10 protein-coding genes and 1 tRNA gene are annotated in these 13,945 nt (G+C 42.7%); 9 read left to right on the forward strand and 2 right to left on the reverse strand.

Annotated elements, in window-relative coordinates; translation table 11 throughout:
- Positions 1–19 precede the first annotated feature (19 nt).
- From KA713_07790 to trxA, 5 genes are all read left to right on the forward strand, one after another.
- Positions 20–598: a hypothetical protein gene (locus KA713_07790; GenBank protein UXE68465.1), complete on the forward strand. Its 579-nt coding sequence runs from the start codon at positions 20–22 to the stop codon at positions 596–598.
- A gap of 42 nt (positions 599–640) precedes the next feature.
- A complete protein-coding gene (locus KA713_07795; GenBank protein UXE68466.1) occupies positions 641–1,444 on the forward strand; it encodes a 3'-5' exonuclease in 804 nt (267 codons plus the stop codon).
- An 89-nt stretch (positions 1,445–1,533) separates the two neighbouring features.
- On the forward strand, positions 1,534–2,856 hold the full coding sequence (gene mtaB / locus KA713_07800) for a tRNA (N(6)-L-threonylcarbamoyladenosine(37)-C(2))-methylthiotransferase MtaB (GenBank protein ID UXE68467.1): 1,323 nt from the start codon (positions 1,534–1,536) through the stop codon (positions 2,854–2,856).
- Positions 2,857–3,575: 719 nt separating this feature from the next.
- A complete protein-coding gene (gene dnaE / locus KA713_07805) occupies positions 3,576–7,868 on the forward strand; it encodes a DNA polymerase III subunit alpha (GenBank protein ID UXE68468.1) in 4,293 nt (1,430 codons plus the stop codon).
- 42 nt (positions 7,869–7,910) lie between these two features.
- A complete protein-coding gene (gene trxA, locus KA713_07810; protein UXE68469.1) occupies positions 7,911–8,234 on the forward strand; it encodes a thioredoxin in 324 nt (107 codons plus the stop codon).
- 53 nt (positions 8,235–8,287) lie between these two features.
- On the opposite strand, the gene KA713_07815 is transcribed toward trxA, so the two are convergent.
- Together KA713_07815 and KA713_07820 are read right to left on the reverse strand one after the other, a co-directional pair.
- Positions 8,288–8,773, reverse strand: a complete 486-nt coding sequence (locus tag KA713_07815) for a YkgJ family cysteine cluster protein (protein ID UXE68470.1) — start codon at positions 8,771–8,773, stop codon at positions 8,288–8,290.
- A 54-nt stretch (positions 8,774–8,827) separates the two neighbouring features.
- Positions 8,828–11,407: a phosphoenolpyruvate carboxylase gene (locus KA713_07820; GenBank protein UXE68471.1), complete on the reverse strand. Its 2,580-nt coding sequence runs from the start codon at positions 11,405–11,407 to the stop codon at positions 8,828–8,830.
- Between the two features lie 71 nt (positions 11,408–11,478).
- Between KA713_07820 and KA713_07825 the strand changes: the two genes are divergently transcribed.
- The 4 genes from KA713_07825 to KA713_07840 all read left to right on the forward strand — a co-directional run bounded on the left by KA713_07825 (position 11,479) and on the right by KA713_07840 (position 13,918).
- Positions 11,479–12,051 (forward strand): DUF4136 domain-containing protein, encoded by a 573-nt coding sequence (locus tag KA713_07825; protein UXE68472.1) that lies wholly within the window; start codon positions 11,479–11,481, stop codon positions 12,049–12,051.
- Positions 12,052–12,150: 99 nt separating this feature from the next.
- Positions 12,151–12,221, forward strand: a tRNA-Gln gene (locus KA713_07830).
- Positions 12,222–12,277: 56 nt separating this feature from the next.
- Positions 12,278–13,207: a ribose-phosphate pyrophosphokinase gene (locus tag KA713_07835; protein UXE68473.1), complete on the forward strand. Its 930-nt coding sequence runs from the start codon at positions 12,278–12,280 to the stop codon at positions 13,205–13,207.
- 36 nt (positions 13,208–13,243) lie between these two features.
- Positions 13,244–13,918, forward strand: a complete 675-nt coding sequence (locus tag KA713_07840) for a 50S ribosomal protein L25/general stress protein Ctc (protein UXE68474.1) — start codon at positions 13,244–13,246, stop codon at positions 13,916–13,918.
- The last annotated feature ends 27 nt before the right edge of the window (positions 13,919–13,945 follow it).

The raw sequence follows: 13,945 nt of genomic DNA on the forward strand, positions 1-13,945 counted from the left end.
TTAGCTGATATTTTTATTTATGCCCCTTAGTCCGCAAGAAGTTTATCAACAGAATATCGATCGGCAGCGCATTGTAATGACCGGAGAAAGAAGTGGCACTCTCTTTCAAATCATAGTTGAAGTATTAAAATTTAACAAGCGGAACTTCAACGCGGTAGTGGATGGCACACCGAGTGCCAAAGTAGAATGCCCTATCGTTTTGATAAAAGACACTAACACGGCAGCACTTTTAGGTTATCATCACCATGTTGCTTTGCTTACCGCACCCCAAGCCAAAGATTTACTGCCCGCTTTACAAACCTTCGCAGACGCAACCCCAAAGGGCGGCATTGTCATGTACCCTGAAATCGATGCCGCCTTAAAAAGTATTGGTGCCAAAGAACGGGCGGATGTGCAATCCATTCCGTACAAGATTACTCCATATGAAACAAAAAATGGGCAAACGTATTTGATTAGTAGCACGAATGAAAAATTTGCGATCCACCTTACGGGAAATGAAGCATTAGAATTATTGGCAGCGGCAAAAGCGATATTGAAAAAAATTGGCATATCGAGCGGTCAGTTTTACAGAGCTGTGGAAAACATCAAATCGTTGTAATGGCGTCTCACTTTTTTAGTGTCTTTCTTAAAATAAAATTTCTTGAAACTTAATCTTAAAATTCCACTCTGTGTTTTCGATTTAGAAACCACGGGCATCAACATTACGCAAGATCGCATCATCGAAATTGCGGTAATCAAACTACTGCCCAATGGCGAAACGTTGCGAAAAACAAATCGTATCAACCCAACCATTGTCATTCCAAAAGAGTCAAGCGATATCCACGGCATCACCAACGAAGATGTAAAGGACAAGCCCACTTTTAAAGAAGTGGCCAAAGAGTACGTGAAATTTATGGAAGGGTGCGATTTGGCCGGTTTCAATATTCTAAAGTTTGACATGCCCATGCTCGTAGAAGAATTTTTGCGTGCCGATGTTGAGTTTGATTACAGTCGCAAAAAATTGATCGATGCACAGCGTATTTTTCACTTGATGGAAAAGCGAACGCTTTCGGCAGCCGTTAAATTTTATTTGAACCGTGAACTAGAGTCTGCGCATTCTGCAGAAGCAGATACACAAGCTACCGTAGATGTATTGCTCGCTCAAGTGGATCGGTACGATAATCAACCCGTTACGGACTCGCTCGGAAAAAAAATAGGACATATAACCAACACGGTTGAATCATTGAGCCAACTTTCTTCCGCTGATTTGGTGGACTTGGCCGGCCGCATGGTTAAAAATACTAAGGGCGAAGCCGTATTCAATTTTGGAAAGCACAAGGGCAAATCTGTGCTAACGGTGTTTAAAGATGAGCCCGCCTATTACGATTGGATGATGAATGGGGATTTTCCATTGGATACCAAACGCTGGTTGACAAAGATCAAGTTGAGTATGCTGGGGAAATAGGATGCTGGATTCTAGATACTTGTTACTAGAATCTAGAAACTAAAAACCAGCATCCAGTATCCAGAATCCACTATCTTTGTCCCGCGGTTATGAAAAAAGTAGCGTTTTACACCTTGGGTTGCAAGCTCAATTACTCTGAGACCTCTACCATTTCGCGCAAATTTGAAGAAAAGGGTTACCAGAAAGTAGACTTCACCAACACGCCCGATATTTTCATTATTAACACGTGTTCCGTAACCGAAAATGCGGACAAGAAGTGTCACAAAGTTGTCCGCGAGGCGCGTGCCATTTCTCCTAATGCATACGTAGCCATCATTGGTTGCTACGCACAGCTTAAACCAAAAGAGATTTCAGAAATTCCTGGTGTGGATGCCGTGCTGGGGGCAGCCGAAAAATTTAGGTTGGTTGAATTACTCGAAGGATTTGTGCGACCACAACAAACCACGGTGCTGGCTTCTGAAATTGACAAGGCCGATGTATTCAATACCTCCTACTCGATGCAAGATCGCACCCGCACTTTCTTGAAAGTACAAGACGGCTGCGATTATTCTTGTTCGTTTTGTACCATCCCGTTGGCACGTGGATCCAGCCGTAGCGACAGTATTGAAAACATTGTAGCTACTGCCAAAAAAATTGCTGCTACCGATGTAAAGGAAATTGTTCTGACAGGTGTAAACACCGGAGACTTTGGTTTGCAAAATGGCGTCCGCAAAGAGCGATTTTTCGGCTTGATACAGGCGCTTGATAAAGTAGAAGGCATCGAGCGTTTCCGCATCTCTTCTATCGAGCCAAATTTGCTAACGGATGAAATCATTGAGTTTGTTTCTCAATCAAAAAAATTTGTTCCCCATTTTCACATTCCCCTTCAATCAGGATCCAATAAAATTCTCAAACTGATGCGCAGACGCTACCAGCGCGAGTTATATATAGAGCGGGTGCATAAAATTAAATCGCTGATGCCGCAGTGCTGCATTGGTGTAGATGTAATCGTAGGCTTTCCGGGTGAAACCAAAGAAGATTTTTTAGAGACCTATCAATTTCTGAGCGAATTGGATATCTCCTACTTGCACGTGTTCACCTATTCCGAAAGGGAAAATACACTGGCAGCCGATATGCCCAATGCCGTGCCATCCAAAGAGCGGGCCGAACGTTCTAAGATGCTCCATATTCTTTCAGACAAAAAGCGCAGGGCCTTTTATGAGCAAAACATCGGTCAGTTATTTGATGTTCTTTTCGAGAATGATGTGGAAGACGGCAAAATCCATGGCTTTACTGAAAACTACGTGCGCGTATCTGCCCACTACGATCCATTATTGATAAACGAGATCAAAAAAGTAAAACTGATCGGATTAGAAGCCAACGGAACGGTGGCTGTGGAAGAAGCCGAAAGTGAAGTACTTGCCCATTCTTGAGGTAGAGTAATCTTTTAAGCAGCCCTAGTGAGTACAAAACCGAGTAAGGTTTTGATAGTTATATTCTTTGAAGGAAAGTAATTTTCATAGCAGTAAGTCAGATATGCTACGTTCTTTATATCTGGGCTCTTATCATATTGATAAAATTCTTAGCCCCTTCAGTAAGCATACACGAGCAAAAAAAGAATAGAAAGAATTACAAAAAAGAAAAGCACTTTACCAATCTCGAAATTATAATGTTAAGATTTTTAAGGTGGACAATTTAATGATAGTCAACTTTATTTGTGAATTTAAAGACGAAGAGTCAATTCTCTTACTTGATGAAGGTCTCTTAAGATCTTGGTATCGACCAAATAAAGCATCGGACTTTTCAGTCCGATGCTTCTGTCAAAACCAAACAACCCTAGACAGGATTATCCCCAACACTTATCAACTATCATTTGAGCAGTTCGAACAACCATCACCAGCAGAAACCATTCTCTTTTCTAAATCGTACTGCCTTGTTCTAAAACCCCATATGTAGTTAAAAGTTTTTTTGCATTAACTACTCAAGATGATATCCAAACTAGCATATTAATGGTTATTAATGGTTATCAATATTTTATAAAAAATCAATACTGGACAAATTTCTCTAAATCAAAATTTAATCCCAATTTGGGTATATTGAAAAGTGTCCTTTAACGCTTACTTTTACCCTTGCAACCACTCATTGCACCCGCATGTATTTGATTTTTGATTCGGAAACCACAGGAATTCCTAGAAATAAGACTGCACCATTAACTGACTTCGAAAACTGGCCAAGATTGGTGCAAATTGCGTGGCAACTACACGATAACAAGGGCAAGTTGCTTTCGCAACACAACTACATTATAAAGCCAAAGGGCTTCGATATCCCTTTTAAAGCAGAGCAAGTTCACGGCATTTCAACTGCACGCGCCCTGAAAGAAGGTCAAGACTTGCACAAGATACTCACCATTTTTAGTCAAGACTTAGAAAAGACCAAACAGTTGGTTGGCCACAACATTGAGTTCGATATCAATATTATTGGTGCTGAGTTGCTGCGACAGCAACTAGACCCAGCAATGTTTTTGGGGCTACAGCGGGTGGATACTGGATTATCATCAATTGAGTTTTGTCAATTGCCCGGAGGCATAGGTGGCAAAATGAAAATGCCAAGACTGGAAGAACTCTATCAAAAATTGTTTGGAACGGGCTTTGGCGATGCGCATGATGCATCGTATGATGTAGAGGCGACTGCCAAATCTTTTTTTGGATTACTCCGGAAAAAAGTGGTGAGTCCATTTGATTCCACGCCCGTAGAAGAGATTGAGTACGAAGCACCCAATTTGGAAGCGGGTAATTCTACCAAACGCGAAAAGATAAAAGGTGTAGAATATGGCGAGGGCTCAGAAAAAGAGATAAGCCAAAAACCGTTTTATCATCTCCATGTGCATTCACAATACTCGGTTTTGCAAGCCGTGCCCGATGTGGCCGAGCTTATCGCAAAAGCGAAAGCAGAAAACATGGAAACTGTTGCCCTTACTGATTTTGGCAATATGTATGGTGCCTTCAAATTTGTTAGTGAAGCGCTTAAGCACAACATCAAACCCATTGTAGGCTGTGAATTTTACATATCGGAAGAGCGAAAAAAAAACAAATTCACCAAAGACAATCCGGACAAACGCCATACACAGCTATTGTTGGCCAAGAATAAAGTAGGATATCAAAATTTAGCGAAGCTTAGTTCGCTAGGTTTTATCGAGGGCCTTTATGGGATTTATCCGCGCATTGATAAAGAACTGATTACCCAACACAAAGAAGGCATTATTGCAACTACAGGTAGCCTTTCAAGCGAAATCCCTTATTTGATTTTGAATGTGGGAGAGCGTCAAGCCGAGGATGTTTTCAAATGGTGGCATCAGTTGCTGGGTGACGATTTCTATGTGGAGCTAAACCGACACGGCATGCCCGAAGAAAACCGGGTGAACGAAACCTTGCTACGGTTTGCTGAAAAACATAAGGTGAAATATTTTGCTGCCAATGAGTGCTACTACTTAGAAAAAGAGCAATCGAACGCGCACGATGTTTTATTGTGCATCAAAGAAGGTGAGTTTCAATCAACACCCATCGGCTCGGGCAGGGGCAGGCGCTATGGCTTGCCCAACAATCAATTTTATTTCAAATCGCAAGATGAAATGAAACTGCTCTTCCGCGATTTGCCCGAATCGATAGACACCATTCAAGAAATTATAGATAAAATTGAAAAATATGAATTGAAGCGGAATGTATTACTTCCCAAATTCACCATACCCCACGAGTTTGCTACAGAAGATGACTATTTACGCCACCTTACCTACGAAGGTGCAAAAAAGAGATATCCCGAACTCACCAACGAAATACGAGAACGACTCGACTTTGAATTGGAGACCATCAAAAAAACGGGATACCCAGGCTATTTTTTGATTGTCCAAGATTTTACAGGCAAAGCGCGTGAGATGGGTGTATCGGTTGGCCCCGGCCGTGGCTCGGCTGCTGGTTCTGCAGTGGCGTTTTGCACGGGCATTACCAATGTAGACCCCATTGCGTATAATTTGCTTTTCGAGCGTTTCTTAAATCCTGACCGCGTTTCACTTCCCGATATTGATATTGACTTTGATGATGAGGGTCGTGATAAGGTGTTAAAGTACGTGATTGAAAAATATGGCCACAACCAAGTAGCACAGATTATCACCTATGGCACCATGGCCGCCAAATCTTCCATCCGTGATTGCGCCCGTGTGATGGAGTTGCCGCTGGCCGAAGCAAATAATTTAGCGAAGCTTGTTCCCGAGCGGCCGGGCACTTCATTGGCCGATGCCTTTAAAGATGTGAAAGAATTGGCCGATGTAAAAAAGGGAACCGACTTGAAGGCACAAGTACTCAACCAGGCTGTGGTGCTGGAAGGTTCACTTCGAAACACGGGAACTCATGCGTGCGGTGTCATCATCACACCTGATGATTTGACCAAGTTTGTTCCGGTATCCACTGCGAAAGATTCGGACATGTTGGTGACGCAGTTCGACAACAGCGTGGTTGAAAATGCGGGGTTGTTGAAGATGGACTTCTTAGGGTTGACCACCCTAACCATTATCACCACAGCTCTCAAAAATATCAAGAAGAGAAAAGGAATTGATATCGATATTGATAAGATTCCACTTAATGATTCAAAAACCTACCAACTCTATCAGCGAGGCGAAACCACGGGCACCTTCCAATTCGAATCGGATGGCATGCAAAGCTACCTGCGTGGATTGAAGCCCGACAAATTTGAAGATCTCATCGCGATGAACGCATTGTACCGCCCAGGGCCAATGGAGTACATTCCCAATTTCATTGCGCGTAAAAATGGTCGCGAGGCCATCAAGTACGATTTGCCCGAGATGGAAGAGTATTTGAAAGACACGTACGGCATTACCGTGTATCAAGAGCAAGTGATGTTGCTTTCGCAAAAGCTCGCCAACTTTAGCAAGGGAGATGCCGATGTGTTGCGTAAGGCGATGGGTAAAAAGCAAAAAGATGTGCTCGACAAAATGAAAAGCAAGTTCATTGAAGGTTGCAAGAAAAACAACCACGATGAACCCATCGCTGAAAAAATCTGGAAAGACTGGGAGGCCTTTGCGCAATATGCTTTCAACAAATCGCACTCTACGTGTTATTCGTTGGTGGCATACCATACCGCGTATTTAAAAGCAAATTATCCCGCAGAATACATGGCGGCCGTGCTGACGCATTCACAAAGCAACTTGGACAGTGTTACGTATTTTATTGAAGAATGCCGCAAGCAAAGTATTGAGGTGCTGGGGCCGCATGTAAATGAATCGGGGGTATATTTTGAAGTAAACAAAGAAGGAAAAATCCGTTTTGGATTAGGCGCTATAAAAGGGGCAGGCGATGCTGCGGTGGAGGCCATCATTGCCGAACGTGATGCACACGGTGCGTTTTCTGATATCTTTGATTTTGCTAAGCGTTTAAGTAATCGCTCGGTCAATAAAAAAACATTTGAATGCCTCGCCTTGTCGGGAGCGTTTGATTGTTTTACCGCTTACCATCGCAGGCAATATATTGCAGCCAAAGAAGGTGATAGCTCATTGACAGAAAAAGTGATTAAGTATTCTGCTAAAATGCAGCAAGAGTCGCAAAGTGCGCAAGCCAGTTTGTTTGGTAACTCCACGGGCACGCAAATGCCTCCGCCAAAAGTGGATAACATTGAACCATTTAGCGAAATCGAAAAACTACATTTTGAAAAAGAAGTAGTGGGTGTTTATATCTCTGGGCATCCACTCGATAATTTCAAATTTGAAATCGACACCTTTTGTAATATGGGTGTTACCGAATTGGCAGACCTGGATGGCAAAGAAGGGAAGGAATGCAAACTGGGTGGCATTGTTGCCTCAGTGGAGCATCGCATGACCAAAACCGGAAGGCCATTTGGTAAATTATTTATTGAAGATTATAGTGGTAAAGCGGAGGTGGTGCTATGGAGCGATGACTATCTTAAGTTCAAATCTTTTTTGATGCCCGGTTTGTTTCTGTTTATTGAAGGAAATATTCTGCGCAAGAGTTGGGGAGAACAAAACCTGGAATTTAAAATCCGAAACATTGATTTGCTGAATGAACTGGCCAACAAGCGCGTAAGCGGTTTAGCCATTCGGGCAGAGGTAGAAACAATCGATAGTCAATTTATGGAGAGCCTAGAAAAACTAGTCAAGAAAAATGCTGGCCAAGCAGGCTTGCGCATGTATTTGAAAAGTCAAGATGCGCTGCAAACTGAACTTTTGGCGCGATCAGTACGAATCAAGCCAACCAATGAATTAATCAAAGAGTTAAAGCGTTTAGCTGAGGTGGGCGTGGTAACCGACAAACTAGAAGTACGCTGGCTGACGGATATGCCAACAAATACGATAACAAAAACTGAAGTTGGAACAATTTCATCTACCTTTGTGTTGGAAGTTTTGGAACCAGTTGACAATTGACAACTTTGTTTTGGATAAGAATAAATTTAAACTCTTAAGAAAATGGGAAAAACCTTAGAACTAACCGATGCAACCTTTGACGAAACCTTAAAAAGTGATAAACCTGTTTTAGTTGATTTTTGGGCAGAGTGGTGCGGCCCTTGTAAAATGATTGGCCCGGCAGTAGAGGAACTTGCAAATGAATATGATGGCAAGGCCGTAGTGGCAAAGTTAAACGTTGACGAAAACCCAAACATCACAGCACGTTTTGGAGTACGCTCGATCCCTACTTTGTTGGTTTTCAAAAATGGCCAAATTGTAGATAAGCAAGTAGGCGCTGTGCCGAAGTCGGTTTTGGCGAACAAGCTGCAAGCGCAGGTGGCTTAGTTATTCGATAATTTTTTTTGAAAAGACTGCTCTAGAGATTGGGCGGTCTTTTTTTATTTGATGTTTTCCTTCATCTGCTCCACCATTTCCAACACCGCTGGGCACACCAATGTATTTTTGTAGGTTAAGTCCATAATCTGCACCATTTTTTTCCGGTTGGTGTGTGGATATTCTCTACAAGCCTTGGGCCTATCGGAATAGACGGAGCAATAGTTTTCACGATCTAAAAATGGACAAGGTGAAGATTTCAAAACATAGTCCTTGTCTTCATCGATGTGCAAATATTTCACGATAAAATCGCCCGGCTTCATGCGCAGGGCTTTGGCCACCCGTTCAATATCAGTTTGATAAAAAATAGGGCTCGTAGTTTTACAGCAGTTGGCACAGGTAAGGCAATCTATTTCATTAAATACTTCTTCGTGAAGGTTATGAAAGGCATTATCCACTTCGCGTGGGTTTTTCTTTTTCAGCTTTTGTAAAAAGGCTTTATTCTCACTCGACTGATTTTTTGCTTTCTGTTGAAATGCCTTTAAGTCCACTTGTTTTAAGTTTACCAGATACCAATTACTGATCACTAACCAATACTTACCAACTCAAGCCGAATTCCTCGCTGCATTGATAATCCCAAACATGCTTCGAATAATCAATTTACGGTAACGAAGTTCATAAGCCTTTTTATCATCTGTTAAATTGCGCAAGTTCATCAACGAGGCTTGCTGAATCGCAATCAGTGGCAACACTATCTGCTCACGCAAATACACCGATTGCCGGATGTTGGGATTGTTGCCCATCAGTTCGCTCAGGCCGGAAATTTCCAACGTCTCTTCCTTTGAAAGCTCGTACTCTGCATACATCTTTTTCCAAAAGGCACCAAACTCGGCATCGTTGGCCAGGTACGTGGTTGCTTGGTAATTGGTTTTCGTCAACGACATCATGCTATTACCCAACAGGGTTCGAAAAAAGAGAGAGTTTTGATACAGCTCTTTTACTTCATTTGACCTTTTCTGCAATGCTTTCAACGCACTACCCACCCCATAAAATCCAGGAATATTTTGCTTCATCATCGCCCACGAGCCTACAAACGGAATGGCTCGTAAATCTACAAACTTCAATCCGCTACCTCCACTCCTTTTCACGGGACGCGAGCCGATGTTGGTATCACCAAAAAACGAAAGCGGGGTAACCTTCTCCAAATACGGAACAAATTTTTCGTGAAGGCGCAAATCCAAGTAAGCACGATGGGCTTGCGCAGCCAACTCGTCCAATAAACTTTTTTCAGAATCGCTCATAGAAATATTTTTCCCAAACACCTCTCCTTCCACACCAGCAGAAATCAACTGCTCTAAATTGTATTGGCACGACCCAGGCTTGCCAAAATTAGAGCTGATGGTTTGGCCTTGCACAGTCACTTGCACTTCCTCCTGTTCGATACTTTCACCCAGCGAAGCATAAAAATCATGCGTGTTGCCACCACCACGTGCGGGAGGGCCTCCTCTTCCATCAAAGAACAATGCCTTCAAACCAAATGCTCTAGAAACATTGGTAAGACTTTCTTTCGCTCTGAAAATAGACCAATTCGCACGTAGGTATCCACCGTCTTTAGTTCCGTCAGAAAAGCCAAGCATAATCGTTTGGTGATTTTTCCTGAACTCAAGATGCTGGCGGTATTCCGGAATGGAATACAATTCTTCCATGATGCTGGAACAGTGCGCTAAATCATCAATCGTTTCAAAGAGCGGAACAATGTCGAGTTGTAATGCCTGCTCGGTGCCAATCAACAATTTGGCCAGCACATACACTTCAATAATATGCAGCGCACTCTGGCAATTGCTAATGACATAGCGGTGGCACCCAGCCGGGCCATTCTCTTTTTGAATTTTGGCAATTGCCAAAATACTTTGAATGGTTTCGTTTACCAAGGCATCTTCAAAATCCAAAAAGATGAGGTTCGTTTTTAAAGATAGCAGATAATTGATTTGCTCTGGCTTGGTGAATTTTTCAAATTCTTCCCACGAAACGCTCTGCTTCTTTTGATGGAGTGTTTTCAAAATCTCCATCCACACGGCATCGTGCTTGCGACTGTCTTGCCGAATATCCAGGGCAGCAAAATAAAACCCAAACATTCTCACTTTCAACAAAAAACTATCCAACAGTTCTAAAAACAAACCGTTGTGCTCCGATAACAAAATAACACGAGCCTTTTGCAATTCTTCAATCAATTCTTGGGCCGATTGATAGGTTACTTCCTTTTTAAAAACCAGGTTGTAAATCTTTTGCTCAATGGAAATAATGAGGGGATGAATGCCTTGAAAGGTTAACCTTCTCCGCAGCAAACGAGCATCTTGGTAATAGCATTTCAAAATTGATTCGCGTAGGCGAGCCGCCACTTTCAAAGTAATCTCGGTAGTAACAAATGGATTTCCATCGCGGTCGCCCCCTGGCCAAAATCCGATTACAATTAATCGGTTGTTGTTCCACTCCGAAAGATTCATATCCAACCCACTGACAAGCGACTGCACGATTTGTGGAATGGCTTTGTAAAAAACATTTTCCAAGTACCAACACAAACTAAGCGCTTCGTCATACGGAGTTGGTTTTTGTTGGTTGATGAAACCCGTTTTACCTAGTTGTTGCAACAGTTGGTCAATCAATCCAAAATCGTTGGCACGGATAGCTATCTCTAAATCGGTGAGAATGCCCAGCACATGGCCGGGATAAAACTGTGTGGGGTGCGCTGTTAGCACTACACGTAAACTAAACTGTTCAAGTTTAGCCTTTAATGCCCCTGCTTTGTTTTCGTATTTTGTCCGTAGCAGCAAAGCGGGTATAGTACCCTTTCCGTTTAAGTCATTGATTTGTTCGAAGGAAGAATCTTCCACCGAATCAAATAAGGCAACCTGCCGCTCTACGTATTGTATGATATTGAATAGCAAATCAAACTGTTCTTCGGGTGTTGCGTTCGGTGTTTGCTCTTTAAAGAACCCGTTTAAGATATCGGGAGCCGATAATCCCTTGGCAAACCCATCCGAACAATGCTGTTGTAAGATGGGCAACAAAGTGCCTGTACGAAGCACATGGTGAAATGGGAGGTTGAGAAAAAGGCTATTATAGAGGTGGAATCGCGATCCCACGGATTGCTGGTAGGTTAAGTTTCTGCTAAAGAATGTAGACATGAAATTTAATATTGTTACACTTTGTACTTCGCCCTAATTTACGGTAACTTTCATTTCTTAAACCTCAAGCCATGAAGAAAACTTTACTCTATGTGCTTATAATTGCATTGCTTTCATCTTGTTTAGGTTACAAAGAGCTGCCCGTTGAATACGATTATAGCTATAAGGGCAATTTCAAACGATATAGAACTTTCACCATCATGCATCCATTAGGTGTAACCGATTCTACCATGACCAACGGATTAATCGAAAAATCCATTATCAACCGCATGCGCTTTTTGGGTTACAAACAAACTGACAACCGCCCTCACCTCATTATTGGTTTTAAAATGTACCAAGACAGCCTCCGCTTTAACGGCTATAACCAGCCCGAAATTGAAGAGTGGGTGAAAAGTCAGCAAGCGGATCTTAACTATAACTCCAAAAAACTAGATCTTAAAAGTGGCACGTTGCTGATTCAATTTTATGATCGAAGACAAAATCGATCTATTTGGCAGGGCTATGCTACCACCTATTACGGAAGTATTGATTTCAACAATCAGCGTCACTTGCGCAATGCAGTGATTTCCATCTTGGATAAGTACCGTTTTTGGGCCGAAGGATTTGTGGAGGGCACCGTGCCCAAAGAAACCGAAATGCCCTAGAGAAGGGTAAACCCTTGAATTTTCTTCACAAACCTTACAATTTAGGTTTTCGCTTTTCAAAATTAATTCTACCTTTGCAGACCTTTTTTAAAGGCATCTTGTCCTATGGTGTAATGGTAACACAGCAGATTTTGATTCTGCTTTTCTAGGTTCGAATCCTAGTAGGACAACATCAACCCGCTTCGCTTGCCGGTGCGGGTTTTTAGTTAACAGAAATGTTGAACCAATGGCGGTAAAACTATTTTCAGGGCGTGCAACCACTTATTTGGCTGAGAAAATTGCTCATGCCTATGGCGAGCCGTTGGGGAAAGTAGATTACCAACAGTTTAGCGATGGTGAAATGTCGCCCTTCATTGGCGAGTCGGTGCGTGGCCACGATGTATTTATCATCCAGTCTACCTTTGCCCCTGCCGAAAACTTCATGGAGCTTTTATTGATGATTGATGCGGCCAAGCGTGCAAGTGCGCTAAACGTAAACGTTATCATTCCGTATTTTGGCTATGCCAGGCAAGATAGAAAAGACAAACCACGGGTGGCCATTGCCGCTAAGCTGATCGCTAATTTGCTCTCGGCAGCAGGCGCCAACCGCGTGATGACGTGCGATTTGCATGCCGATCAGATCCAAGGCTTTTTTGATATTCCTGTCGATCACCTTGACGGCAATTATATTTTCGTTCCGTATTTAAAGGCATTGAACCTACCCAATATCATGTTCGCATCACCAGATGTGGGCGGAATCAAAAGAGCACGGAGCTTTGCCAAGTTTTTCAATGCGGAATTGGCCGTTTGTGATAAATACCGCAAAGAAGCCAACAAGATTGAATCGATGCGCTTGATCGGTGAAGTGGAAGGCAAAGATGTGATTTTGGTGGATGATTTAGTAGATACGGGCGGAACACTTTGCAAAGCCGCTGCCTTATTAAAGGAGAAAGGGGCTAGCACCGTGCGGGCGATTTGCACACATGGCGTTTTATCTGGCAAAGCCTACGAAAACATTCAAGGTTCTGATTTAGAAGAATTGGTGGTTTCTGACACCATCCCCTTGAAGCAGATAACACCCAAAATAAAAGTATTGACCGTATCAGATTTGTTTGCGAAAGCAATACGCAAAATTCACGATCACGAATCCATCAGTTCATTATTTATCCGTTTGTAAATCCATTTTAATTTTTAACCATAAACAAAAACAAGTATGAAAACCATCGAGATTATAGGGTATCGAAGAGCAAATCTCGGCAAAAACGATGCTGAAAAAGTTCGCCAAGAAGGTAATATTCCGTGCGTATTGTACGGAGGTGGTGAGCAAGTTCATTTTTACTCACCCGTTATTTTGTTCCGCGATTTAGTGTACACCAACGAGGCGCACTTTGTTCACCTGAACATTGAAGGTGAAGAGTGCCAAGCCATTATGCAAGAAGTACAGTTTCACCCTGTAAGTGAAATTATTTTGCACGTTGATTTCTTACGCATCAGTGAAGAAAGAAAAATCAAAATGGAAATTCCCGTTCGCTTGGTAGGTCAAGCAAAAGGAGTGGCCAAAGGCGGATTATTGGTGCGCAAGCGTGCAGCTCTAAAGGTTGCTGCTTTCCCTAAAAACATGCCGGACCATATTGATATTGATTGCACAGAGTTGGATTTCCACCACGCCATTAAAGTGGGTGATATGAACATGCCTAACTTAGATTTTCTAGATCCAAAAGCTGCTGCGATTGCCTCGGTGGAGGTACCGCGTGCTGCTAAAGTGGCGGAAGAAACGTCTGCCGCTGCTTCCGCTGAAGGTGCTGCTGCTCCTGCCGCAGGTGCTGCTGCTCCCGCTGCCGATGCCAAGAAGGCTGAAGCTCCTAAAAAAGACGAGAAGAAAAAATAGTTCTCTTACCATTCCAATAAAAATCCC

The organism is Chryseotalea sp. WA131a, from assembly GCA_025370075.1.
Taxonomy (GTDB): Bacteria; Bacteroidota; Bacteroidia; order Cytophagales; family Cyclobacteriaceae; genus ELB16-189.

Coding starts and splice junctions, on each gene's coding strand:
- KA713_07790 (UXE68465.1), top strand. CDS start 20: ATGCCCCTTAGTCCGCAAGAAGTTTATCAACAGAATATCGATCGGCAG.
- mtaB (UXE68467.1), top strand. CDS start 1,534: ATGAAAAAAGTAGCGTTTTACACCTTGGGTTGCAAGCTCAATTACTCT.
- KA713_07840 (UXE68474.1), top strand. CDS start 13,244: ATGAAAACCATCGAGATTATAGGGTATCGAAGAGCAAATCTCGGCAAA.
- dnaE (UXE68468.1), top strand. CDS start 3,576: ATGTATTTGATTTTTGATTCGGAAACCACAGGAATTCCTAGAAATAAG.
- KA713_07835 (UXE68473.1), top strand. CDS start 12,278: ATGGCGGTAAAACTATTTTCAGGGCGTGCAACCACTTATTTGGCTGAG.
- trxA (UXE68469.1), top strand. CDS start 7,911: ATGGGAAAAACCTTAGAACTAACCGATGCAACCTTTGACGAAACCTTA.
- KA713_07820 (UXE68471.1), bottom strand. CDS start 11,407: ATGTCTACATTCTTTAGCAGAAACTTAACCTACCAGCAATCCGTGGGA.
- KA713_07825 (UXE68472.1), top strand. CDS start 11,479: ATGAAGAAAACTTTACTCTATGTGCTTATAATTGCATTGCTTTCATCT.